The sequence below is a fragment of the Streptomyces zaomyceticus genome, from assembly GCF_014656215.1.
In the GTDB taxonomy this organism is placed as follows: domain Bacteria; phylum Actinomycetota; class Actinomycetes; order Streptomycetales; family Streptomycetaceae; genus Streptomyces; species Streptomyces zaomyceticus.
The window spans coordinates 108,587-130,480 of sequence record NZ_BNBZ01000015.1; the positions used below are offsets into that span (position 1 = coordinate 108,587).

The following is a 21,894-nucleotide window of genomic DNA, read 5'->3' on the forward strand; positions in this document are numbered from 1 at the left end:
GGGGATCCGGAATCGCCCGGACCGCGCCCCGCAATCGGACCGGAAGCGGAGAAGCCGATGCGCCGCGTCCCGGTGTGTCGGCACCGGGCGCACGGCGCACCCCCCCCCGTGTCGTCGGTCGGGCCCGCCCGTTCAGCGCGTCCCGACCGCCGCGCGCACGGCCCGCCGTGCCATGGCGCAGTCGTCGTGCAGCCGCCTCAGGAGCAGCCGCTGTTCCTCGCCCGGCGCGAGCGCGCCCATGGGGACCGGTACGGAACCGGCCGGCGGAGCCTCCTTCATGGTGCGCTGCACCGCCGTCTCGTACGTACGGATCTCCCGCGTCAGCACGATCATCAGGTTCACCAGGAAGGCGTCCCTGGACGCCGGCCCCGCCTGCTGGGCGAGCTGACTGATCTGGCGCCGGGCGAGCGGAGCGTCGGCGAGCACCGCCCAGAGGGTCGCCAGGTCGTAGCCGGGCAGGTACCAACCCGCGTGCTCCCAGTCGACGAGGACCGGACCGGCGGGGGAGAGGAGGATGTTGGAGAGCAGGGCGTCACCATGACAGAACTGCCCCATCCCCTGGCGGCCGCCCGCGTGCGACAGACCGTGCAGCAGCTTCTGCAGATCGTCCCGGTCCCGGTCGGTGAAGAGACCGAGCTCGTGATAGCGGGCGATCCGGGTGCCGTAGTCCAGCGGGGCGTCGAAGGTCCCGGCCGGTGGCCGCCAGGCGTTGAGCCGGGCGATCGCACCGAGCGCGGCCCGCACATCGGCCCGGGGCGGAGCCTCGACGGGGTGGCGCGAGAGCGCCGCCGCCCGCCCGGGCATCCGCTCGATCACCAGCGTGCAGTTCTCCGGGTCCGCCGCGACCAGTCGCGGCGCCCGCACCGGAGGACGGTGGCGGACGAAGGAGCGGTAGGACGCTATCTCGTGCCGGAACCGCTCGACCCACGCGGGGGAGTGGTCCAGTAAACACTTCGCGACCGCGGTGGTCCGCCCGGTCGTCCCGACGATCAGTACGGAACGCCCGCTGCGTCGCAGCACCTGCACCGGGTTGAACTCCGGGCAGATGCGGTGGACGGAGGCGATCGCGATCTTCAGCTGCGCCCCCTGGGGGCCCGACAGATCGATTCTCCCGCTGATCGGCTGGGTCCCCGTGGTCGGCGCCCAGCGCCGCGGCCGGACGGCCTGCGGGGCGGGAGCGAGGTAGGGTCCGGCGCCGGCCGGGACGATGCGGTGCTGCGGCCGGGGCGGGGCGGACACGGAGGACGATGCTGTGTACATGGAGGTGACAGATCCCTTCGTGCGCCGACGAGTTGCGTGCGTCGCCCCGCCCGCCCCCGGTCCGCACCCTGGGGAATGAGGGCCGGTCGGCGGGGCGGGGTGGCGCATTCCTACCTGACACCCGGGCGCGGGTGGCGGAACATCGGGCGCACCCTGGCGAACCCTGGCGAATAGTCGCCAGCCCTATGACAGCGGGCTACTGTCAACTCAGCCGAGAACCTGGGGGCTTAGACGTGACCGGACAAACCAACACCCGCCTGGCAGACCTGTTCGGCCTGGCCGGCTGGTCCAAGGGCGAACTCGCGAGACTCGTCAACCGGCAGGCGGCGGCCATGGGCCACCCCCAGCTGGCGACCGACACCTCGCGGGTCCGGCGCTGGATCGACCGGGGCGAAACGCCCCGCGATCCCGTCCCCCGGGTGCTGGCAGCACTGTTCACCGAGCGACTCGGCCGTGTCGTGACCATCGAGGACCTCGGGTTCGTACGACACGGGCGCAGCGGAAAGAGGCAGGACGTCAGGAAGACGGAGAACCCTGACGGGCTGCCCTGGGCACCCGATCGTACGGCGGCGGTCCTCACCGAATTCACGGGAATGGACCTCATGCTCAACCGACGCGGCCTGGTGGGCGCGGGTGCCGCGCTTGCCGCCGGCTCCGTACTCAGCAACGCCATGCACGACTGGCTGCAGACCGACCCCGCTCGCCAGGGAGCCCCCCGACGGGCCACCGATCCCCTCCACGCCGACCCCGCCGGGTTCGACCGCTACGAGGCCGCCCCCATCGGGTCGGAGGAGATCGAGGCACTGGAGCACTCGGTGGAGGTGTTCCGTGCCTGGGACGCCTCCCGGGGTGGCGGTCTCCAGCGCAAGGCCGTGGTGGGCCAGCTCAACGAGGTGGGCGGCATGCTCGCCTACCGCCACGCCGACCACCTCCAGCGGCGCCTCTGGGGCGTCGCCGCCAACCTGGCCGTCCTGGCCGGCTGGATGTCGCACGACGTGGGCCTGGAACCCACGGCACAGAAGTACTTCGTGATCGCCGCGCACGCGGCCCGCGAGGGCGGCGACCGGCCCCGGGCCGGCGAGGCACTGTCCAGGGCGGCCCGCCAGATGGTGCATCTGGGCCGGCCCGACGACGCCCTCGATCTGATGAAGCTCGCCAAGGACGGCTCGGGCGAGCGGGTGCTGCCCCGCACCCGGGCCATGTTCCACACGATCGAGGCCTGGGCCCAGGCCTCGATGGGCCGGGGGCAGGCCATGCGCCGTACCCTCGGCGAGGCCGAGGACCTGTTCGTGTCCGACCGGCGCGACGAGAAGAACCCGAGCTGGATGCAGAACTTCGACGAGGCCGACATGCACGGCATGCAAGCCCTCGCGTACCGCACACTCGCCGACCACGACCCGGCCGCGGCGGTCCCGGCCCAGCGTCACGCCAAGCTGGCGCTCGAACTGCGGCGCGGCGGCCATGACCGCTCGAAGCTCTTCGACCACATCTCGCTCGCCTCGGCCTGCTTCATCGCCGACGATCCGGAGCAGGCCGACCGGTACGCCCGGCTCGCCCTGATGTCCATGGGCGAGACCTCGTCCCACCGCACCTGGGACCGGCTGCGGGAGATGTACCGGCTCACCGGGCAGTACTCCGGCTACGCGAGGATCGAGCACCTGCGCGAGGAGATCGAGCTGGCGCTGCCGAGGTCACCGGTCAACCGGCCGAGGACGGGGCAGGCCTGAGCGGGCCGCCCGCGCCGAGGGGTCCGACGAGCCGTCGCCGAGGAGAGACGTCCGGAGCATCCGCGTACGGACGACGATCTCTCGTCAACAGGCCTGCGCCCTGCGGCCGTACGAGGGGCATGACGAATAGCCGCCCGGCGACCGTCGCGTCCGGACGTCGTCAACCACCGCCCGGCGTCGGGTGGTTCAGTTCCCGACCCGGACGATCATCACGCAGGCGTCGTCCTCGCGCCGCTCCTCGCCGAACTCCTCGACCACCGCGCGCACACCGTCCTGGGCGTCCCGCGCCCCGGCGAGCCGACGGCCGAGGGCGAGCAGCCGGCGTGTGCCCGTGTCGTCGTCCGGACCGCTGCCACGGGTCAGCCCGTCCGTGTGCAGCACCAGCAGGTCACCGGGGATCAGCCGGGTCTCGGCCTCGCCGTACACGGCCCCGGTCGTCGCCCCGAGGAGGACTCCCTCGGGCCGCCGGAGCACGTGCCCCGTCCCGTCGCGGAACAGCAGCGGGGCGGGGTGCCCGGCCTGCGCCCAGGTCAGCGTCTGGGCGACCGGGTCGTAGCGGCAGCACATCGCGCTGCCGAGCGCGGGCTGCACGGAGGTCTCCAGGAGCTGGTTGAGGTGACCCATCAGGGCCGCGGGGCGGATCCCGGCCACCGCCATACCGCGCAGCGCGCCGAGCAGCATGGCCATCGAGGAGGTCGCGGCGACCCCGTGTCCCGTCAGATCGCCGACGGTGAGCAGCGCGTCCCCGTCGGGCAGGGCCAGCGCGTCGTACCAGTCGCCACCGATGAGACCGGTGCTGGCGGCCGGGAGGTAGTGGGCGGCCACGTCGAGCGGGGCGGGGCCGTCGTGGGCGAAGAGGAGCGAGCCGCGCCACGGAGGGAGGACCGCTTCCTGGAGTTCGACGGCGACCCGTCGCTCGGTCTGCTCGATATGACGGCTGCGCTCCAGGCTGTCCCGGCTCTCCCGGACCGCCCTCTCGCTGCGCCGCAGTTCGCTGACATCACGGAGGACGGCCCACATCGAGGCGGTGCAGCCGTCGGCGTCGAGGACGGGCTCGCCCGTCATGTGCACCGTGCGCACCCGGCCGTCGGTCCGCACGATCCGGAATTCGCCGTCGATCGGCTTTCCGTCGATCAGGCAGTCCGTGACCATGCCCTGCAGGACGGGCTGGTCCTCGGCGAAGACCATCGTGGGCATCTCGTCCAGCGACATCGGGCCGCTCTCGCGCGTACGTCCGAAGATCTGGAACAGCTCTTCGGACCAGCTGACCTCGTCGGTGAGGAGGTTCCACTCGGCGCTGCCGACGCGGGAGAGCAGTGAGCCGGTGCGCGTCGGGGGGATCTCGCCGTACGCGGTGCCGGGGTCCGTCGCGAGGGCCGTGTCGAGGACGGCCTCGGGGGCCTCCTCGGGGACGACCTCCTCCGGCACGCCGGCGCGCAGCTGACCCAAGTGGGCGCCCAGGTCGTCGAGTTGGTGAACCGCCAGGTCACAGAGGGCGCGCTGCCAGCGCTGCTGGGGGTCGTCGTCGTTCACCACGGCTTCCCGGCGCACGGCGACGAGCTCGCCGCGCAGGCGACGGGTCTGTGAGATCAGCGCGTCCACCGCGCCCGGCTCCGGCTGCTGGGCGGGGCGGTCCGCGAACAGTGGGGACGGCATGTCGTACTCCGATACAGGCGCGGCACGGCCGGACCAGATGTGAAGGTGAGGCCCGAACACGACTGTTGCACAGCCCGGGACGGCTCGTAAGGGCTTTGGCAACACTCGATCCGGTGGTGCTTCTGGCATATGTCAAAGGCCCAGCGAATATCGGCCAGGGCCCGACGCGTTACGGTGCGGGGGTGGTGAACGACGACGGAATCGGCACAGTGGGCACGCGCGCGGCGGTCACGGGCGGGGCGGGTACGGGGACGGGAACGGCCAGCTCGGGGGCCTCTGGTGCGGGAGTGACGAGCGTGACGACCGAGGCTCGAACGGGAGTGACGGGAGGAGTCGGCGGGCCAGTCGCAGGCGTGACAGGTGGGACGGTTGTGGCAGCGGTGACGGGCATAGCGGGTGAGGGGCGTGCGGGCGTCGCCGCCGTCGCCGCCCCGGGCTTCCCGGGTGTGAGAAGCGAGCCGAGAGCCGGGGTCGCCGCCACCGGAACGACCGGAGTGACCGGAGTGACCGGAGTGACCGGGGTGACCGCGGGGCCGCGTGGAGGTGCCTTCGTCAACGACGTCAAGGGTCAGCCGCGCACCGGAGCGACCGGAGCGGTCGGGGCGTCCCGAGCCATCGGATCGACGGGGGCCGCCGGTGCCCCCGGAGCGACCGCCGCCGTCGGCACCGCCGTCCTGCTGGCGGCCGCCCCCGCCGGGCGGGGACGCGCGATGGACGCCGCCTCCGTGCTCCCCGTCCTCGCGGCCGTGCCGCCCGGGGTCCTCACCGGCACCACCACCGCCACGGTCGTCGAACTCGCCGATCCGCTCGACCCGCAGACCGTGCTCACCCGCCTGCGTGCCGCGGCAGGAAGTCCGGGCCCGCTGGTCCTCTGCCTCGCCGGGCAGCTCCACCTCGACCGCAGGCAGCACCTGCCCCACCTCGCGCTCGCCCGCACCACCCCGGCGACCCTCCGCTACACGGCGCTCCCCTGGCACTGGCTCGTCGGCGAGCTCGGCGTCCGGGCGCCCGGCACCACGACCGTCGTCGCGGACCTCGCCGCGGACCCCGACGTATGGGAACGCCTCGGCACCGCACCCGAGCTGCTGAACCTCGGGCCAGGACCGCTCCTCTACGGGCGGGTCACCCCGGCACCGCGCCGGGGCGAGCCCATGGCCCCCGACTATCTGCGGTCCTGGGCGGAACTCTGGCGCTCCGGCGCCCGGCTGCCGCACGCGACCCTGCACGCGGAGTCCGCCGCCCGCGCCGCCTCGGTCACGCCCGAGTCCCTGTTCCTGGCGCCCGCCCCCACTCCCGTGCCCGTGGTGGCGCAGGACCCGCACCCGGCGATCCTGGCCGCCGCCATGGCCGGGCGGCACGGCGAGGCCGCGGCGGTGGCCGCGGCCTGGGAGTCCGAGGCCCTGCGCCGCCACGGGCCCCGGTCCGCGGAGGCGGTCCACTGGACGGAGGTGCGGGCCGACCTCGCCCGCCTGGCCGGGGAACCCGCCCGCAGCTGCGAACTGTGGCTCACCGCCGCGGAGGCCCGGCTCGGCCTGGGGCAGCGGACCGACGACCCCGACGTCGAAGGGGCCGTGGACCGGGCCCACCACCAGTGGGGAGAGATCGCCGACCCCGTGAGGGCCCGTGCCCTCGGCCCCGTACTCGTCGCCCTGCGGCGAAGCGTTCCCGGCCGCCGGCCCGGAGCCCTGGCCGCGCTGACGCGCCGCATGGCCGAACACCCCGCCCCGTGACCACGTGCCCACCCGCCCACGCCACGCCGTGCACGGCGTGCCTCGAAAGGCTCCGCGTGACCTCGCTCGCCCTCGTCCAGCGTTCGCTCGCCGACCCGTCCGTACGCCACCCGCTCCTGCCACCGCTCACCGGGGGCTGCCCGGTCACCTCCACCGACGAGCTCGCGTACCCCCTGGACATCGACTACGCCTACGACGAGGTCCCCACCGATCTGTTCACCCGCCCCGCCGCCCACGGCCTCGAACGCTGGGCCCTGCTGCTTCCGCCGCTCGCCGCCCCCGGGCTGGGCGAGGGGAACACCCCGCTGGTCGAACTCCCCGACGGCGTCTGGATCAAGGACGAGTCCCGCAATCCGACCTGGAGCCACAAGGACCGCCTCAACCGGGTCGCCGTCAGCGCCGCCGTCGCCTCCGGAGCGCGCGGCATCGTCGTCTCCTCCTCCGGCAACCACGGCGCGGCCGCCGCCGCGTACGCGGCCCGTGCCGGACTGCCCTGCGCCGTGTTCACCTCCCCGGACGCCCCGCCCGCCGTCGCCACCCATCTCCGCGCCTACGGGGCGACGGTGCTGACCGCCCCGTACGCCTCGGTACGGCCCCTGATGCGGCGCATCGTCGACGAGCTCGGCTTCCAGAACGTCAGCAGTGTCACGGACAACGGCCATACCGGACACCCCTTCGGGCCCGAGGGCTACAAGACCCTCGCCTACGAGATCGCCGTCGAGCTCGGCCGCGCCCCGGCCGCGGTGCATCTCCCCACGGGCTACGGAGAGTTGTTGTTCGGAGTGGCCAAGGGCTTCCAGGAGCTCGTACGGCTCGGGGTCACCGCTTCCGTCCCCCGTATGTACGCCACCGAGCCCGCCGCGGCCGGCGCGCTGACCGAGGCCCTCCGCACCGGCCGGCCCGTCGCGCGGGTCCCCGTGGGGCCGACCGCCGCGTACGCCATCGACTGCGAGACGAACGGCTATCGCGGTGTCCTCGCCGTCCGCGACACGGGGGGAGAGGCCCGCACCGTGACCGACGATCAGATGGCGCAGGCGCGGGCGGAGCTCGCCGCACAGGGGCTCTGGTGCGAGACCTCTTCCGCCGCCGGCCTCGCCGGCCTGCGCTCCCACGGTCCGCGCGAGAGCGAGGGACCGGTGGTGTGCGTGGTCACGTCGAGCGGCTACAAGGACATCGCCACGGCGAGGGAGGCCTACGCACCCGTGGACACGGACTGGCCGTCGATCAAGGCCGCCCTGACGGCCGCCGCGGAGGGGTGACCCGGGCCGGGCGACCCGGTCGGGGCGCGTCGACGGTGGGTAGCTTCGCCGCGCGCTCCGATCGACTGGACCTGGAGGATCTGCGGTCGACCCGGGACCACCGGCCAAGCGCACCTGCGGCCGGTCGAAGCCGGCGCAGATGTCCTTCGGCTTCGAACTCGACCGCCGACCGCGAGCCGTCGGCAGCACGGTGCTCGGCGTGGTGGCCCACCCCGGCGGCGCGCCGGACTCGCCCACCCCGTCCCGCCCGCCGGTCCATGTGACGCCACGGAGCGAGCCCGTCCCTCCCCATGTGGCCGATCCGGCGGTCGCCGCGAGGCCGTGGGCCGCCACCGGTGAGCTGGCCGGCACCGATCCGCACCTCCGCTTCCGGTAGGGGAGCCGCCCCCGGGAAGGCCGTCCCGGGGGCGGCTCCGATGCTCGGCCCCGGCCGATCCGGGGTCTCAGCCGTCGGTTCCGCTCCCGCCCGAGGTGGGCAGGACGACGCGGATGCCGAACTCGTACGTGCCCGTCGCCTGCGCGATCCCCATGAAGAGCAGGGCGAAGTGTTCCTGCCCCCGGGCCGTGGCGATGCCGCCCAGGTCGAGCAGCGCGTCGTCGGACCAGCCGAGTTCGGCGACCAGTCCGCGCACCACGTCCTTGGCCGCCGCGTCCTCGCCGGAGAGGAACACCGTGCCCGGGCCCTCCAGGGAGTCCGGTGCGATCATCACCTTCCGATCGACCGTGGCGAGTGCCTTCACCACCCGTGCCCCCGGGAACGCCTGCTGGATCTCCTCGCCGAGGCTGACGACCGGGTGCGAGAGCGTCCCGTCCGCCAGGAACCCGACCCCGACGTCGAGAAGGACCTTCCCCGCGAGGGCCTCTGCTCCGATCGTGTGCAGCAGGTCCACGGAGGCGGTGCCCGGGGTGGCGTTCACCAGGACCTCCGCGTGTTCGGCCGCGGCCGCGGAGGCGACGATCCGTAAGCCCGTCGCGGTGAGTTCCCCGAGCTCCGTGAGGAGCTCCGGGTCGTCCGGTCGCCGCGACCCGAGGACCACGTCGTGGCCGGTCCGCGCCCACGCCGCCGCGAGTGCCCGTCCTACATTTCCTGTTCCGAGAATTCCGATTCGCATGACGGCCATCCTGGTCCCGAGGCCCGCACCGGCACCTCGGCCCGGGGACCGGACCCGCGTCCGTCGCTCGCCCTAGGCCGTCTCGCCCCGAGCCGCCTTGCGCCGAGCCTCCTCGTCCCCGGACGTGGCCGCCGCCGACCGGGTCCGGGCTGAGATGATCGGGGTATGCCCACCTCCTCGACCCCGACCTCGCCATCGAGCCCGGTCCCGGCAACGAGCCCCGGCCGGGAGGCGGCCCCCGCTCCGGCCCCGCGCGCTCCCCTCGTCACGGAACGGCTCCTGCTGCGCCCCGTGCGGGCCGGCGACGTGCCGGCCGTCACCCGGCTGTGGACGGATCCCGAGGTCCGACGCCATCTGGGCGGGCCGGTCGCCGAGCAGGTCGTACGGATCCGGCAGCGGCGCGTCGTCGGGGCGCCCGGCGTCCACGCGGTGGAGCGGGCGGTGGACGGGGTGCTCCTCGGGCTCGTGACGGTGGAGCCGGAGGCGCGGGACGGGGAGACGGAGGTCTCGTACCAGTTCCTGCCCGAGCACTGGGGCCGGGGCTATGCGCGCGAGGCCGTCGCCGCCGTCCTCGACGCGACGCTCCGTGACACCCCGAGCGTGGTCGCGCTGACCCAGCAGGCGAACGGTCCCTCCCGGCGACTCCTCGAGGCCGTCGGCATGACCCACGTCTCGTCGTTCGTCGAGTACGAGGCCCACCAGGTGCTCTACCGGCGTCGGCGATGATCCCGCCGGCCGCCCCCTGCGCTCACCGGATCTTCTCGCCGGCCGCCAGCTTCGCCACCATCCGTTCCAGGCGCTGAGCCCGGCCCTTCGGGGTGCGGGCCTGCCAGAGCCGCATGATCACCAGATACTGATCGGTCCTCCCCAACCCCTCGTAGGAGGCCCGCGCCTGCGCGTCGGCCTCCAGCGCCGCCGCGAGGTCGTCCGGTACGGTCGCCTCGGCCTGCGAGGGGTACGCGGACGCCCACCGGCCGTCCGCCTGCGCGGCCCGCACCTCGGCGAACCCGGGCTCACGCATCCGGCCCGCCTCCGTGAGCGCGGCGACCTTGCGGACGTTCACCTGGGACCAGAGGCTGCGGGACCGCCGCGGGGTGTACTTCTGGAAGAAGTACGCCCCGTCCCCGCCCTTGCGCTGCCCGTCGATCCAGCCGAAGCAGAGCATGCAGTCGAGGACCTCCGGAATCGTCAGCGACGCGCCCCCCTTGCCCTTCTTGGCGATCCTCAGCCAGACGCCCGGAGTGTCGGCGTGGTGGGTTTCCAGCCAAGCCTCCAGCTCGGCGGTCTCCGTGACCGTCATCAGCTCGAGCCCCTCGTACCGCTCCATCGGACCCGGTCCCCCTGTCGTCGTCGGTCGTCGCCCGCGGGCCGCGTCCGGGGCGCTCGTGACCACGATATTGACACCGGCCGCCGTGCTCCCGACTTCGCACGGCAGGTTGCCGCGTACCATCTGCGGACCGTCCACCGGGGCAGCCGCGTCCACGTCGTCCCTTCCGGATCCTGCCCGACCCGACAGGGACGACCGGGCCGGGCCGGCCGCCAGGACACCTATGCCGAGGAGCTTCGACCCATGTCCTTCCTGGTGATCGGCGAGTGCGTCGCCGACATCGTTCGCGCCCCGGCCGGTCCGGGCGCCGCCGACCGTGTCCACCCGGGCGGCAGTCCCGCCAACGTCGCCTACGGCCTCGGCCGGCTCGGCCGTGAGGTCACCCTGCTCACCCAGCTCGCGGACGACCCCGCCGGGCGGCTCATCCAGGCGCGTCTCCAGGGCGCGGGCGTCCGCGTGGAACTCGGCGACACGCCCGTACGGACGCCATCGGCGGTCGTGGGTCTCGACGCGAGCGGCAAGGCCTCGTACACCTTCGACATCGCCTGGACGCTGACGGGCGGCGTGCCGGCCGACCTCGTGCCCGACCATGTGCACATCGGCTCGATCGCCGCCGTCACCGCGCCCGGCGCGACCGCCGTCCTCGCCGTGACCGAGCGGTTCCGGGACCGGGCCACCGTCAGCTACGACCCCAACATCCGGCCGGCGCTGATGGGGGAGCACGGCGAGGCCGTCGCCCGTGTCGAGCGCTGTGTCGCCCTCGCCGACCTGGTGAAGGCGAGTGACGAGGACCTGGCCTGGCTCCACCCCGACGAGGACCCCCGCACCATCGCCGCCCGCTGGCTCGCCCTCGGACCGGCCGTCGTCCTCGTCACTCTGGGCGCCGGCGGATCGCTCGCCTTCACCCGGCACGACACGGTCTCCGCCGGGGCGCCCCGGGTCGCCGTCGTCGACACCGTCGGCGCGGGCGACTCCTTCATGTCGGCTGTCCTCGACACGCTGGCCGGCCGGGACAGGGCGGCGCTCGGCGCACTGGCCGCCGACGACCTGGCGGGGCTTCTCGCCACGGCCGGAGCGGCGGCCGCCGTGACCGTGTCCCGAGCCGGTGCCCAGCCGCCCGACCGGGCCGAACTGGACATCGCCCGGGACGGGTTCGCCCTCAGACCCGGGCGTGCGTCGTGATGTCCGACGCGAACTGCTCGACCATCTCCGGGGTGACGGTCGGCCGGCACTGCCCGATGGCCTCCAGATAGTCCGCGGTGCTCGCGCCGGGCACCGGAGCCTCGCCGCCCCGCCCGCCGACCGCGAGCAGATCACGTTCGAAGGAGGCCTGGGCGGCGATCCGGGCCGCGTGCTCGATGTCGGCGGGCGTGAACAGGTCGCTCGCCAGGACGAGTTCGTCGATGTCGACATCCGCACGGCCGTCGGTGTAGCGGGCCCAGATAGCCGCCCGCGCCGCCTTGTCCGGCGTCCCGATCGGGATGAGGTAGTCGAAGCGGCCGGGACGCAGGAACGCCGGGTCGAGCGAGCGGATGGAGTTGGTGGCACAGACGAGCAGCCGCTCGTCCCGTTCCCGGAAGCCCGGTATCAGCTTGAGGAGTTCGTTCGTCACCCCGTGCATGCCACCGGGCTGGGCGGGCTCGGAGCGCACGGGAGCGATCTCCTCGACCTCGTCGATGAAGACGAGCACCCGCTCCAGCTCGGCGATCCGCGCGAACGCGGACCGCAGGGCGGCGGCCAGGTTCCCCTCGTCGGCGAGGCGGGAGGGCAGGATCTCCACGAACGGCCAGCCGAGCCGTGAGGCGATCCCGCGCGCGAACGTCGTCTTCCCGGTGCCCGGCGGGCCGAACAGACAGACCGCACGGGGCGGTCGCACCCCGTGCCTGCCGGCCCGCTCCGGCTCGGCGAGCGGCAGCACCACCCGGCGCTCGATGAGGTCCTTCTCCCGTTCCATCCCGGCGACCCTGGCCCACAGGTCGCCGGGGAGGAGCCGGCCGCCCAGTTCGTCGAGGAGCCCGGCGGCCGGGCCGTGCAGCGGCTCCACCTTCTCGAAGTACGCCACGGCGGGCTGACGGGTGTACCCGGCGTTGAGCAGCCCCTCCCCGAGGAGTTCCTCCTCCGGCAGGACGTAGGCGATCCGCCCGACGCGGGCCGCCACCAGCCGCCGCTCCAACTCCACGAGCAGGGCACTGGCGAGACCGCGGCCGCGCCAGGCGGAGGAGATCGCGATCCGCATGACCCAGGCCCGCTCGCCCGAGACGCAGGCGAGGGCGGCCCCGATGGGCGCGCCCTGATGGACGGCGACCACGGCCGGCTGGCGGGTGGTGAGGGCGCCGATGCACTCGGCCAGCGAGAAGACGGACTCCTGGCCCAGCTCCGCGGTCGTGTCGATCAGATGGACGACGGCGGCGAGATCGCTCTCGCGGTAGTCGTGGATGTGCCAGTTCACCGGTGGTACCGCCCCTCGTTGGTGCCGATGCGGCGAGGCTAGGCGGGGTCCGGGACGACGGTCGTGCGCCATCCTGCACAAGGCGATACGGGCGAACGCGCCGTACCGGCTCTATGCGGCCCGCACGCCGGGCTCGCACCGCGCGGACGTCGTACCCGACTCGGCGCACCGCGCGGACGTCCCATCCGACACGGCGCGCCGCGCGGACGTCGTACCCGACTCGGCGCACCGCGCCCGGGCCGCGCCGGGTCCGCACCGGCTCCAGGATGCGGAAAACCCCCGGAAGGAATCCTTCCGGGGGTGATACGCGAGCTCGGGGCCTTCAGCGGGGCGAGACCGTCAGAAGGCGGGCGCCAGCTTCGGGTTCGGGCCGTGCGCGTTCTGCTGCTGCTCGCCCTCGGTGGCCGCGAAGACGATCAGGATGATGAAGCCGACGATCGGAACCAGGCCGATGAGGATCCACCAGCCCGAACGGCCGGTGTCGTGGAGTCGGCGGACGGTCACACCGAGGGACGGCAGGAAGACGGCCAGCGAGTAGATCGTGCTGAGCAGCGAGAAGTCGAGCACCACGCCGATGATGGCGAGCACGATCGCGATGATGATGTTGAAGAGCTCGAACATCCAGAATTCCTGGCGACGCGCCCGGCCGTTGAAGACGGCGTACTTCTTGATGACGTCGAGGTACCAGTTCACTTTGTCCCCCCAAGGACTGGGTATGAGCGGGAGAGCCTGTCCCTGTGGAGCAAGCTTTACGCAGAACTTAGGTGGCTGAAACCACATGGGTCAATTCGTTACCGGGCAGTGGCCGTTCCGGGGCGGGAAACAGTGAACGGCGGCACCTCCGGGAGGGGAGGGGCCGCCGTTCCGGGAGAGGATCAGAACGTCACGTCCTTCGCTTGGTCATGAGCAGTCCGCCGGCCGTGAGGGAGAACAGGCAGACGCACGCGCCGGTGATCACGTTGCTGAGGACGGTGCCGGTGTCGGGGCTCGACCCGACCACCCACGGGGCGATGATCAGCCACGCGCCCATCAGCAGGACGACGAAGTTGAGGTCCTGCGACCGCTCCGGAACCATCGACATGCACAGGCCGAGGACCGCGAGGGCGATGCCCACGACCAGGTTGGTGATGGCGAGCGCGGGCTGGGCCGCGGAGAAGTGGACCGTCCACGCGGAGATCGCGGCGTAGATACCGGCGAGGATCACGAGTTCCTCCACCGCCGCGACACCACGGGTCTGGAGCATACGGGCATATCGGTCCCGCATTTCCGGCGCATCGGGGTGTCCTGCGATATCACCGGGACGGTGAGAGACGTCGGCCATACGACTCGCCTCCTTACGGCGTCATACACGTCTGACCGCGCTTGCGGCGAATGCTGCCGCTGCTTCATTGTGCGCTTATCTGGCCTTTATGTGTAGGTCTGCCCGATAAGGGATGTGTACAGAATTTGAGCTGCGGATATGCGTGGACCCACCAAATGGCGAGGGGTGTTCAACAAAAATTCAATGCACGAGCGAACCGTCTGCCGTATCGGCACGCGGGGTGCCCGCCGGAACCCCGGCGCGTAGCCTGGAAGTGGACTCGGGGACTCCATCTCTCCACCGCCGGGAGCGCATGATGGCCGGCATCGTGAAGAAGAGCTTCGACGCAGCGGACGAGACCCGCCCCTTCGAGGACGGCAAGGGCAGGCTTGACCTGGTCAGCGGTGTGCACGGCGCGGTGGGCCGCGCCGTGTTCGAGCCGGGCTGGCAGTGGACCAAGCACGTCAAACCGATCGCCGGTACCGACAGTTGCCAGGCGTCGCACGTGGGATACATCGTCAGCGGCCGGATGAAGGTCGTGATGGACGACGGCGAGACCACCGAGTACGGCGCGGGGGACTACATGGAGGTCCAGCCCGGCCACGACGCGTGGGTCCTCGGCGAGGAGGCCTGCGTGGCCCTGGACTGGAAGGGCTTCAGCGACTACGCGAAGCCGTCCGGCTGACGACACGGGACGACGGCCGACCGGCCGGCGACGCGGATGCGTCCGGCCGTCGGCGCCCGGCGGTCCGGTTCGCCACGCGAGGCCGTCCGGTCGGCCACGCCGGGCCGACCGGCGCCCCCGGCGGCCCCCCCCCGGCCCGCCGCCGGCTCCCGACGCCCCCGGCGGCGACGCCCCCGGCGGCCCCGCCCCGGTGCCGCCGCTCAGTGGTGCCCGAACCGCACCCCCTCCCACGGGACACGGTCGTCCGGGAACGACTCGGGGCGCCGCTGGTCGAGCGTCCGGGCGGGCGCCGCCTCGATCACCGGCGCGGCCCCCTCGATCCGCAGCAGCCAGGCGGCGAGTTCGTCCCGCAGCCCGTCCGCCACCGCGCGGTGGGAGGTGAGGCCCACCAGGTTCTCCAGTTCGTACGGATCGGCCGCCAGGTCGTACAACTCCGTCTCCCGGTAGAGCTCCGCGGCGGCCTCCCGCCACGGGTCCGCGCCGGGCGCCGCCGACACCGCGTACTTCCACCGCTCCGTCCGGACCGCCCGCCCCACCTGGTCCTCGCTGATCTGGACGAGGACCGACGACGGCCGGTCGGGGTCCTTCCCGCCGCCGACCAGCGGCAGCAGCGACCGCCCCTGCACCCCCTCCGGTACGTCGAGCCCCACCGCCTCGACGAGGGTCGGCATCAGGTCGACCGTCGACACGGGCTGCCGGACCAGCCCACCGCCGCGGAACCCGGGACCCGTCAGTACCCACGGCACCCGCACCGACGCCTCGTGCGCCGAGCGCTTGTACTCGGAGTTGCGGGTACGGAAGTGGGAGCCGTGATCCGCGGTCCAGGCGAACACGGTGTCGTCCTCGATGCCCAGGCTGCGCAGGGCGTCGCGCAACCGCCCCACCCCCTCGTCCACGCGCTTGATCTGCCCCAGATAGCCGCCGATGTGGCGGTGCGCACCGCCCTGCGGCGCGGACGGGCCGAGCGCGGCGAGATCCGGCGGGAGCCACCGGCCCTCGTACCGTTCCCGGTACCCGGCGGGGGCCGGGTAGTCGTCCGTCGGGTTCTGATGGTGCGGTTCGAGCAGGGAGAGGAAGAGCAGGAACGGCCTGTCGTGATGGTCGGCGACGAACCGGATCGCCGCGTCGACGAGGGCGTCCGAGCGGTAGCCCGGGAGACGGACCGGCTCGCCCTCGCCGTCGAACACCACCGTGCGGTGGGCGTCCGAGGTGAACTCCAGCCGGTCCGAGGCCAGCCAGTGGTCGTAGCCGCCGCGCCGCTCGGGCGGGACGGGCCCGTCGGGCCCGTCCTCGCCGGCCAGGTGCCACTTGCCGATGTAGCCCGTCGCCCAGCCCGCCGCGCCGAGGACCGAGGCGAGCGTGGGCGTGTCCGTCGGCAGGGGCAGACCGTTGCGGAAGACCCCGGTGGAGGTCGGCCAACGGCCGGTCTGCAGCGCCGAACGGGCGGGCGCGCAGACCGGGTTGGGGGTGATCGCCTGCTCGACGAGGGTGCCTTCACGGGCCAGCCGGTCGAACTCGGGTGTCACCCCCGCCGGATTGCCGTGGGCGCCCGTGGTGTCCCACCGCTGCTGGTCGGTGAGCACCACGATCACCCGGGGCGGGACGACGGTCATACGGCGGCCGGCTCCTCCGTGGAGCTGCCCGAGGCGATGCCGAACGCCGGGTCCGGGACCGACTCGGGCGCGAGCAGGGCCGAGGAACGGCCGTCCACGCCGATCGGCACGTCGCCGTCGATGGTGACGCGGCGCAGCTTGCGCACGTGGTCGTCGGAGTCGTCCACCCCGTAGTGCTGCGTGGCGCGGTTGTCCCAGATGGCCACGTCCCCGACCTGCCACTGCCAGCGCACGGTGTTCTCCGGGCGCTCGACGTGCGACTGGAAGAGGCCGAGGAGGGCGCGGGAGTCGGCGCCCGTCAGACCGCTGATCCGCTGGACGAAGTTGCCGAGCAGCAAGGTCCTTTCGCCGGTCTCGGGGTGGACGCGCACCACCGGGTGCTCCGTGAGGAACTTCGTGGAGGCGAAGATCTCGCGGAAGCGGGCGAGCTGCTCGGGCAGGGCGCCGGGACGCAGCGCCGCGTAGTCGTAGTCGTTGGAGTGCACCGCGCGCAGGTTGTCGGCCAGGGCGCGCAGCGGCTCGGGGAGGTTCTCGTACGCGGTCGCCGTGTTGGCCCACAGGGTGTTTCCGCCGTACGGCGGGATGACCACCGCGCGCAGGATCGAGAAGGCCGGGTAGGCGGGCACGAAGGTCACGTCGGTGTGCCACTGGTTGGCGCGGCCGCCGTAGTCCGAGTCGATCGGGAAGGAGTAGCGGCCGTCGGCGGAGGGGACGGTGGGGTGGGCGACGGGCGTTCCGAGGAGCCGGCCGAAGGCCTCGTGGGCCTCCTCGTCCAGATGGTCCTGGCCGCGGAAGAAGACGACCTTGTGCGCGAGGAGGGCGGCGCGGATCTCTGCCACGGTCTCGGCGGGGAGATCACCGCCGAGGCGGACCCCGGAGATGACGGCGCCGAGGCGGCCGCCGACCTTCTGGACGGTGAGGGTGCTGGTCGCGGTCGACATGGTGGGTCCTTTCGTGGGTCCGGGACGGACCCGGAGACAATTAATCTCGGAGCGGAAGTAATGAGGGGACGAGAGGCCCCGTGAGATCCCGAACATGTCGGCGTGTTCGGACGGGATCGGAGGGGCCCGGTCGAGGTCGAGGGAGTCGGACGCGGGCGGAGAAGGGAGTGCCCGGCCGGGCCGCGGAGGAGACGCCTCGTCGGGGAGGCGGGGCCTACGGGAGCGCGAGCGGCGGACCGGTCCCGCGAGAGGGTCGCGAGGATCAGACGCCGGAAGCGGCGGAGGCGCCGGGGGCGGCGGGACAGGAGGAGATCGCGAACATGTCCCGGAGACTCGCAGCGGCCGCCGCCGCGCGTCAAGCACCGGCCGACTCCCCGAACCACCGTCACCGATGGTTCAATCGGCGCCTGCCGGGCGCCGGCGGACCAGCCCGGAGCACCCCGTCGCACCACCCCTGAGCTGCGATGTCCTGCCGTTCCTCGCGGAGTGGAGCCGACGGCGGCGGCGGACCGGCGCCGGGCGTGGGGGCCCTTCCGGGAATTCACACCACCGCAACAGTGACCAGAGAGGCACCCATGACGAGGAACCTTCCCCGCACTTCGCGGATGGCGGGCGACGGACGGCGCGAGGCCAATGCCGCCACCGTCCTGCGCACGGTCCTCGACCACGGACCGGTGGCCCGCGGCGCCGTCGCCCGGCTCTCCGGTCTGAGCCCCGCCGCGGTCTCGCGCCAGGCCACCGACCTCACCCGGCTCGGCCTGCTGCGCGAGCTGCCCGAACTGGCCGGGGGCGGGGGAGTCGGACGGCCCCAGATCCCCGTCGACCTGCACATCGGCGCCTCCGGGGGGCCCGTCGCCGGAGGCGTCCATCTCGGCGTCCCCAGCTCGACCTTCGCCCTCGTCGACCTGCGCGGACAGGTCCTGGCCCATCGCACGTACGCCCATGACGGCATCGCGCCGGACAGGCTGCCCGGAGCCGTGGCCCGTGAACTCCGCGCCTTCCTCGACGCGGGGACGAAGGGGCGCCCGCTCCTCGGCGTCGGCGCCGCCGTCGGCGGCTGGGTGGATCCCGCCGAGGGGGTGGTCGTCCGGCATCAGGTCCTGGGCTGGCGCCGTCGGCCGCTCGCCGCCGAGCTCGCCCGCGGCCTCGGCGGACGCACCGTGCGCCTGGACAACCACGCCCGCTCCATCGCCCAGTCGGAGATTCTCTTCGGCCGGCCCGCCGCCCGGCGGAGCCTGGTCCACCTGTTCATCGGCAATGTCGTCGACGCGGCCGTCGGGCTGGCGGGAGTCGTCCACCAGGGGCCCGGCGCGGCGGCCGGCGACGTGGCACACCTGCCCGTACCGGACTCCACCGTGCCCTGCCCGTGCGGGCGTTCAGGCTGCCTGGAGGCGACCGCGTCGAACACCGCCCTCGGTCTCACGGCCGTGCGGCGCGGGATCGTGCCCGAGCCCGACACCTCCCTCGTGGTGGACGCGGCGGCCGCGGGGGACCGACGAGCCGACCGGCTGCTGCGCGAGCGCGCCCGCGCGGTGGGCCGCGCCGTCGCCCTCCTGCTCGACGTCCTGAACCCCGATCTGGTCGTCGTCACCGAGCAGTCGAGCGTCATCGAACCGGAGTACCTGGAGGAGATCCGGGGGGCCGCGATCGATCTCTCGCACGTCTGCGACGATCCCGAACGCATCGTCAGTCCACATGCTGGACCTGCCACGCTGCCTGTCGCCGCGGGCACGGTTCTGCTGAATCCCCTGTTCAGGAGGCCTCTTCAGACAGTCGGAGAGCTGCTGGCGCCGGAGGGTGATGCGTGATGTCGTCTCGGAATGCGGTCAAGCCCGGTTGACCGCCGCGCGAAGCCGCTGTCATATTGCTCCCGTGAATCCGGACATGAGCCTCATCTCCCGCAGGCACGTCGACCTCTGTCGACAGGCCAGCGCGGTCTGTGCCGTCCGCGTCTGACCCAGGCGCCGGTCGCCGCACCGGCCACGCCCGTCCCGCTCCGGCCCTGCCGAAGGCGGGTCGCCCGCCGTCGCTCCGCTGACGGCCGCGTTCCCGCCGTTCCCGTCGCCGGACCGGGCCGCACCTTCTCCCGCACCGCACCGTAGAGCCGTCCGTACCGGATCCCCGGTGCCTCGCGGTGCCGCGGTGTGCCCGCGCCGGCTGCCCCCGGACCGTTCGCGACCTCCCGAACTCCCAGCTTCCCCGCTGCTCCACCACCCGCTCTCCTCCTTTCCTTCCGCTGCGGAAGGAATCCGTGCGTCCCGCGCGCCTCCGACCCCATTCACAGGCAGGCTTCGATGACCGAGCTGTACTCCACCCCTTCCACCGCCCTGTCCCGGCGCACCACCCTGCGCGCCGCGGGCGGCGGCACCCTGCTGCTCGGTCTCGGCCTCGCGGGCTGCCGCTCGGCGGTCTCCGAGGCCGAGGCACCCGCCGGGAAAGCCGGTACGGGGCCCCGCCGCGGCGGCACCCTCACCGTCGCCGTCAACAGCGACTTCACTCCCAGCCTGCTCTTCGCCCAGAGCGGTCAGTCGCTCCAGCACCGGCTGATCTACAACACCCTCACCCGCTACGACGACCGGCTGAGGCCGCAGCCCGAACTCGCCACCTCCTGGGAGTACGCCCAGGACGGCCGCAGCATCACCCTCAAGCTCCGTTCCGGCGTCACGTACCACGACGGCCGTCCCTTCACGGCCGACGATGTGATCTTCGCGGTGAAGAACCTTCAGAACCCGCTCCGCGCAGCCCAGTTGAGGGCCACCGCGGCCGCCGTCACCGGCTTCGAGAAGCGCGGCGACCACGAGCTCGTCCTCCGGCTCGCCCATCCGGTGAACAACCTCTTCGACCTCTTCGAATTCATGATCGTCACCGACCGGCACAGCGTCGAGGACGCCGTCGCCGGCAAGAAGCTCAACGGCACCGGCCCGTTCAAGCTCACCAAGTGGAGCCCCGGCACCGGCCTCCGCTTCACCCGCAACGAGAAGTACTGGCAGCCCGACCGCCCCTACCTCGACGGCGTCGAGTTCCGCGTCGTACCCCAGGCCGACGCCCTGCTGTCCTCCCTCCGGACCGGCCAGTCCCAGCTCTCCTTCAGCGTCCCCGGCAAGAACCTCGCCGTCGTCGCCTCCACCCCCGACCTCGCCATCAGCGAGTACACCACCGGAGGCGGAGCCTTCTACCTCGGCGTCAACACCACCGTGGCCCCGCTGAACGACAAGACCGTCCGGCAGGCCCTCGCCTGGGCCGTCGACCGCGAGCGCATCCTCAAGCAGGTCCTCGGCGGCTACGGACTGGCCTCCGCCACCCCCTGGCCCAAGTCCTCACCCGCCTTCAGCGAGACGGGCCGCACCCACTACACCTACGACCCCGGCAAGGCACGCGAGCTCCTCAAGTCGGCCGGCCACAGCAGGCTCGACCTGCCCCTGCTCCACATCAACCTGCCCGGGGACACCGCGGTCGCCGAGGCCATCCAGTACGACCTCAAGCAGATCGGCGTCCAGGTCACTCTGCGGCCCACCGACCCGGCCACCGCCCAGAAGAACCTCATCGCCCAGAAGATGCCCGGCCTCTGGGCCATGAGCCACGGCTTCGCCCAGGTCCAGCCCTCCACCCTGGCCGTCAGCGCCTACCCCTTCAACGAGGCCAAGAACACCTCGAAGTTCCGCTCCGCCGCGTACACCAAGGTCGTCCGCGAGGCCTGGACCACCCCCGAGACCGGCGCCCGCGCCAACACCCTCCGGCAGCAGATCACCGACACCCTCCTCGACGAGGCGTTCATCATCGACCTCGTCATCCGCGGCGCCGTCCAGGTCGCCGCCAAGAAGCTGCACGGCGTCACCCTCAACAAGTTCTCCTACCTCAACCTCGACGACGCCTACCTGGCGGGCTGAGATGCGCGGCTACCTGCTGCGGAGACTCCCCTCCGCCCTCCTCGTCCTCCTCGTCGCCTCCTTCGTCGCCTTCGCCCTCCTGCGGCTCGTCCCCGGCGACCCCGCGGCCGTCCTCGCGGGCCCGGACGCGAGCCCCGAGACGGAGGCGGCCATCCGCACCCGCCTCGGGCTCGACGCACCCCTGCACACCCAGTACCTCCAGTGGATCGGCGACCTCCTCACCGGAGACCTGGGACCGTCCTACGCGATCGGCGGGCAGACCGCCGACCTCATCGCCGACGGGCTCGGTGCCACCGTCGAACTCACCCTCGGTGCGCTGCTGTTCGTCGTCGTCCTCGGCGCCGCCTTCGGCATCCTCGGCGCCACCTCCCGCAATCGCTGGGTACGGGGGACCGTACGGGCCCTCACCACCGCGGCGCTCGCCGTGCCGCCCTTCGTCACCGGCGTCCTCCTCGTCCTCCTCTTCGCCGTCCTCCTCGGCGCACTGCCGCCGGGCGGCCGCGTCCCGCTCCTCACCGCACCCGACCTGGGCGTCCAGTACCTGCTGCTCCCCGCGCTCTGCCTGGCCCTGCCCAGCGCCGCCGTCCTCGGCCGCTACCTCAAGGACGGCATCGAACGCGCACTCGCCGAGGACTACGTCCGCACCGCCACCGCGGCCGGCGTCGCCCCCCGGCGCCTGCTCTGGCGGCACGCCCTGCCGAACGCCCTCCCACCCGTCGTCACCCTCCTCGGGATGCAGACCGGGCACCTCCTCGGCGGCGCCGTCCTCGTCGAGGCGATCTTCGCCTGGCCCGGCCTCGGGCAACTCGCCGAACAGGCCCTGGTCCGCCGGGACTACCCCGTCGTCCAGGACCTCCTGCTCCTCCTCGTCACCGTGTTCGTCCTCGTCCAACTGCTCACCGACCTCGTCCACGCCCGGCTCGACCCCCGGATCAGGTGGGAGTGACC

18 protein-coding genes and 2 pseudogenes are annotated in these 21,894 nt (G+C 73.0%); 11 read left to right on the forward strand and 9 right to left on the reverse strand.

Annotated elements, in window-relative coordinates:
- Positions 1-132: 132 nt before the first annotated feature.
- Entirely contained in the window at positions 133-1,260 is a 1,128-nt protein-coding gene (locus IE311_RS20570; RefSeq protein WP_189833210.1) for an aminoglycoside phosphotransferase family protein, read from the reverse strand.
- A 233-nt stretch (positions 1,261-1,493) separates the two neighbouring features.
- Between IE311_RS20570 and IE311_RS20575 the strand changes: the two genes are divergently transcribed.
- Positions 1,494-2,987, forward strand: coding sequence for a DNA-binding protein NsdB (locus tag IE311_RS20575; RefSeq protein WP_189833211.1), 1,494 nt, complete (start codon positions 1,494-1,496; stop codon positions 2,985-2,987).
- Positions 2,988-3,173: 186 nt separating this feature from the next.
- Here the strand turns inward: IE311_RS20575 and IE311_RS20580 are convergent, their stop codons facing one another.
- Complete coding sequence (locus tag IE311_RS20580) at positions 3,174-4,643, reverse strand: PP2C family protein-serine/threonine phosphatase (RefSeq protein ID WP_189833212.1); 1,470 nt, start codon at positions 4,641-4,643, stop codon at positions 3,174-3,176.
- 371 nt (positions 4,644-5,014) lie between these two features.
- On the opposite strand from IE311_RS20580, the gene IE311_RS20585 reads away from it, so the two are divergent.
- The 3 genes and pseudogenes from IE311_RS20585 to IE311_RS20595 all read left to right on the forward strand — a co-directional run.
- Entirely contained in the window at positions 5,015-6,373 is a 1,359-nt protein-coding gene (locus IE311_RS20585) for a hypothetical protein (RefSeq protein WP_308439822.1), read from the forward strand.
- Between the two features lie 56 nt (positions 6,374-6,429).
- The gene (locus IE311_RS20590; protein WP_189833213.1) at positions 6,430-7,632 is read left to right on the forward strand and encodes a threonine synthase; all 1,203 of its coding nucleotides are present in this window, start codon (positions 6,430-6,432) and stop codon (positions 7,630-7,632) included.
- A gap of 14 nt (positions 7,633-7,646) precedes the next feature.
- Positions 7,647-8,008: pseudogene (locus tag IE311_RS20595) on the forward strand (SDR family NAD(P)-dependent oxidoreductase); the annotation flags it as partial.
- A gap of 67 nt (positions 8,009-8,075) precedes the next feature.
- Here the strand turns inward: IE311_RS20595 and IE311_RS20600 are convergent.
- Positions 8,076-8,756 (reverse strand): annotated as a pseudogene (locus IE311_RS20600) (NADPH-dependent F420 reductase); the annotation flags it as partial.
- A 153-nt stretch (positions 8,757-8,909) separates the two neighbouring features.
- On the opposite strand from IE311_RS20600, the gene IE311_RS20605 reads away from it, so the two are divergent.
- On the forward strand, positions 8,910-9,470 hold the full coding sequence (locus IE311_RS20605; RefSeq protein WP_189833215.1) for a GNAT family N-acetyltransferase: 561 nt from the start codon (positions 8,910-8,912) through the stop codon (positions 9,468-9,470).
- A gap of 22 nt (positions 9,471-9,492) precedes the next feature.
- Here IE311_RS20605 and IE311_RS20610 read toward each other — a convergent pair whose 3' ends face one another.
- Entirely contained in the window at positions 9,493-10,071 is a 579-nt protein-coding gene (locus IE311_RS20610) for a YdeI/OmpD-associated family protein (protein ID WP_229902046.1), read from the reverse strand.
- A gap of 243 nt (positions 10,072-10,314) precedes the next feature.
- Here IE311_RS20610 and IE311_RS20615 point away from each other — a divergent pair, with 243 nt between their 5' ends.
- On the forward strand, positions 10,315-11,253 hold the full coding sequence (locus IE311_RS20615; protein WP_189833216.1) for a carbohydrate kinase family protein: 939 nt from the start codon (positions 10,315-10,317) through the stop codon (positions 11,251-11,253).
- Here the strand turns inward: IE311_RS20615 and IE311_RS20620 are convergent.
- The 3 genes from IE311_RS20620 to IE311_RS20630 form a co-directional block, all read right to left on the reverse strand.
- A complete protein-coding gene (locus IE311_RS20620) occupies positions 11,231-12,520 on the reverse strand; it encodes an ATP-binding protein (protein ID WP_189833217.1) in 1,290 nt (429 codons plus the stop codon). The two genes, IE311_RS20615 and IE311_RS20620, sit on opposite strands and share 23 nt — an antisense overlap.
- A 339-nt stretch (positions 12,521-12,859) precedes the next feature.
- The gene (locus IE311_RS20625; RefSeq protein ID WP_189833218.1) at positions 12,860-13,213 is read right to left on the reverse strand and encodes a DUF805 domain-containing protein; all 354 of its coding nucleotides are present in this window, start codon (positions 13,211-13,213) and stop codon (positions 12,860-12,862) included.
- A 190-nt stretch (positions 13,214-13,403) separates the two neighbouring features.
- Positions 13,404-13,763: an SPW repeat protein gene (locus IE311_RS20630; RefSeq protein ID WP_229902047.1), complete on the reverse strand. Its 360-nt coding sequence runs from the start codon at positions 13,761-13,763 to the stop codon at positions 13,404-13,406.
- Positions 13,764-14,136: 373 nt separating this feature from the next.
- Between IE311_RS20630 and IE311_RS20635 the strand changes: the two genes are divergently transcribed.
- Positions 14,137-14,505, forward strand: coding sequence for a cupin domain-containing protein (locus IE311_RS20635; protein WP_189833282.1), 369 nt, complete (start codon positions 14,137-14,139; stop codon positions 14,503-14,505).
- 200 nt (positions 14,506-14,705) lie between these two features.
- Here the strand turns inward: IE311_RS20635 and IE311_RS20640 are convergent, their stop codons facing one another.
- On the reverse strand, positions 14,706-16,118 hold the full coding sequence (locus IE311_RS20640; RefSeq protein WP_189833220.1) for a sulfatase-like hydrolase/transferase: 1,413 nt from the start codon (positions 16,116-16,118) through the stop codon (positions 14,706-14,708).
- Complete coding sequence (locus IE311_RS20645; RefSeq protein WP_189833221.1) at positions 16,115-17,059, reverse strand: TauD/TfdA dioxygenase family protein; 945 nt, start codon at positions 17,057-17,059, stop codon at positions 16,115-16,117. Before IE311_RS20645 ends, IE311_RS20640 begins: the two co-directional genes overlap by 4 nt.
- 575 nt (positions 17,060-17,634) lie before the next feature.
- Here IE311_RS20645 and IE311_RS20650 point away from each other — a divergent pair.
- The 4 genes from IE311_RS20650 (at position 17,635) to IE311_RS20660 (ending at position 21,892) form a co-directional block, all read left to right on the forward strand.
- The gene (locus tag IE311_RS20650) at positions 17,635-18,867 is read left to right on the forward strand and encodes an ROK family transcriptional regulator (protein WP_189833222.1); all 1,233 of its coding nucleotides are present in this window, start codon (positions 17,635-17,637) and stop codon (positions 18,865-18,867) included.
- Positions 18,868-18,943: 76 nt separating this feature from the next.
- Positions 18,944-19,015: a putative leader peptide gene (locus IE311_RS37345; protein ID WP_327166350.1), complete on the forward strand. Its 72-nt coding sequence runs from the start codon at positions 18,944-18,946 to the stop codon at positions 19,013-19,015.
- A 338-nt stretch (positions 19,016-19,353) separates the two neighbouring features.
- Positions 19,354-20,946: an ABC transporter substrate-binding protein gene (locus IE311_RS20655; RefSeq protein WP_189833223.1), complete on the forward strand. Its 1,593-nt coding sequence runs from the start codon at positions 19,354-19,356 to the stop codon at positions 20,944-20,946.
- A gap of 1 nt (position 20,947) precedes the next feature.
- Positions 20,948-21,892, forward strand: a complete 945-nt coding sequence (locus IE311_RS20660) for an ABC transporter permease (RefSeq protein WP_189833224.1) — start codon at positions 20,948-20,950, stop codon at positions 21,890-21,892.
- Positions 21,893-21,894: the final 2 nt, after the last annotated feature.

Excerpts from the sequence above, each read along its gene's own strand:
- IE311_RS20630 (WP_229902047.1), bottom strand. The coding sequence starts at position 13,763 with ATGCTCCAGACCCGTGGTGTCGCGGCGGTGGAGGAACTCGTGATCCTC.
- IE311_RS20640 (WP_189833220.1), bottom strand. The coding sequence starts at position 16,118 with ATGACCGTCGTCCCGCCCCGGGTGATCGTGGTGCTCACCGACCAGCAG.
- IE311_RS20660 (WP_189833224.1), top strand. The coding sequence starts at position 20,948 with ATGCGCGGCTACCTGCTGCGGAGACTCCCCTCCGCCCTCCTCGTCCTC.
- IE311_RS20615 (WP_189833216.1), top strand. The coding sequence starts at position 10,315 with ATGTCCTTCCTGGTGATCGGCGAGTGCGTCGCCGACATCGTTCGCGCC.
- IE311_RS20610 (WP_229902046.1), bottom strand. The coding sequence starts at position 10,071 with ATGGAGCGGTACGAGGGGCTCGAGCTGATGACGGTCACGGAGACCGCC.
- IE311_RS20650 (WP_189833222.1), top strand. The coding sequence starts at position 17,635 with ATGACGAGGAACCTTCCCCGCACTTCGCGGATGGCGGGCGACGGACGG.
- IE311_RS20570 (WP_189833210.1), bottom strand. The coding sequence starts at position 1,260 with ATGTACACAGCATCGTCCTCCGTGTCCGCCCCGCCCCGGCCGCAGCAC.
- IE311_RS20635 (WP_189833282.1), top strand. The coding sequence starts at position 14,137 with ATGGCCGGCATCGTGAAGAAGAGCTTCGACGCAGCGGACGAGACCCGC.
- IE311_RS20655 (WP_189833223.1), top strand. The coding sequence starts at position 19,354 with ATGACCGAGCTGTACTCCACCCCTTCCACCGCCCTGTCCCGGCGCACC.
- IE311_RS20605 (WP_189833215.1), top strand. The coding sequence starts at position 8,910 with ATGCCCACCTCCTCGACCCCGACCTCGCCATCGAGCCCGGTCCCGGCA.
- IE311_RS20580 (WP_189833212.1), bottom strand. The coding sequence starts at position 4,643 with ATGCCGTCCCCACTGTTCGCGGACCGCCCCGCCCAGCAGCCGGAGCCG.
- IE311_RS20645 (WP_189833221.1), bottom strand. The coding sequence starts at position 17,059 with ATGTCGACCGCGACCAGCACCCTCACCGTCCAGAAGGTCGGCGGCCGC.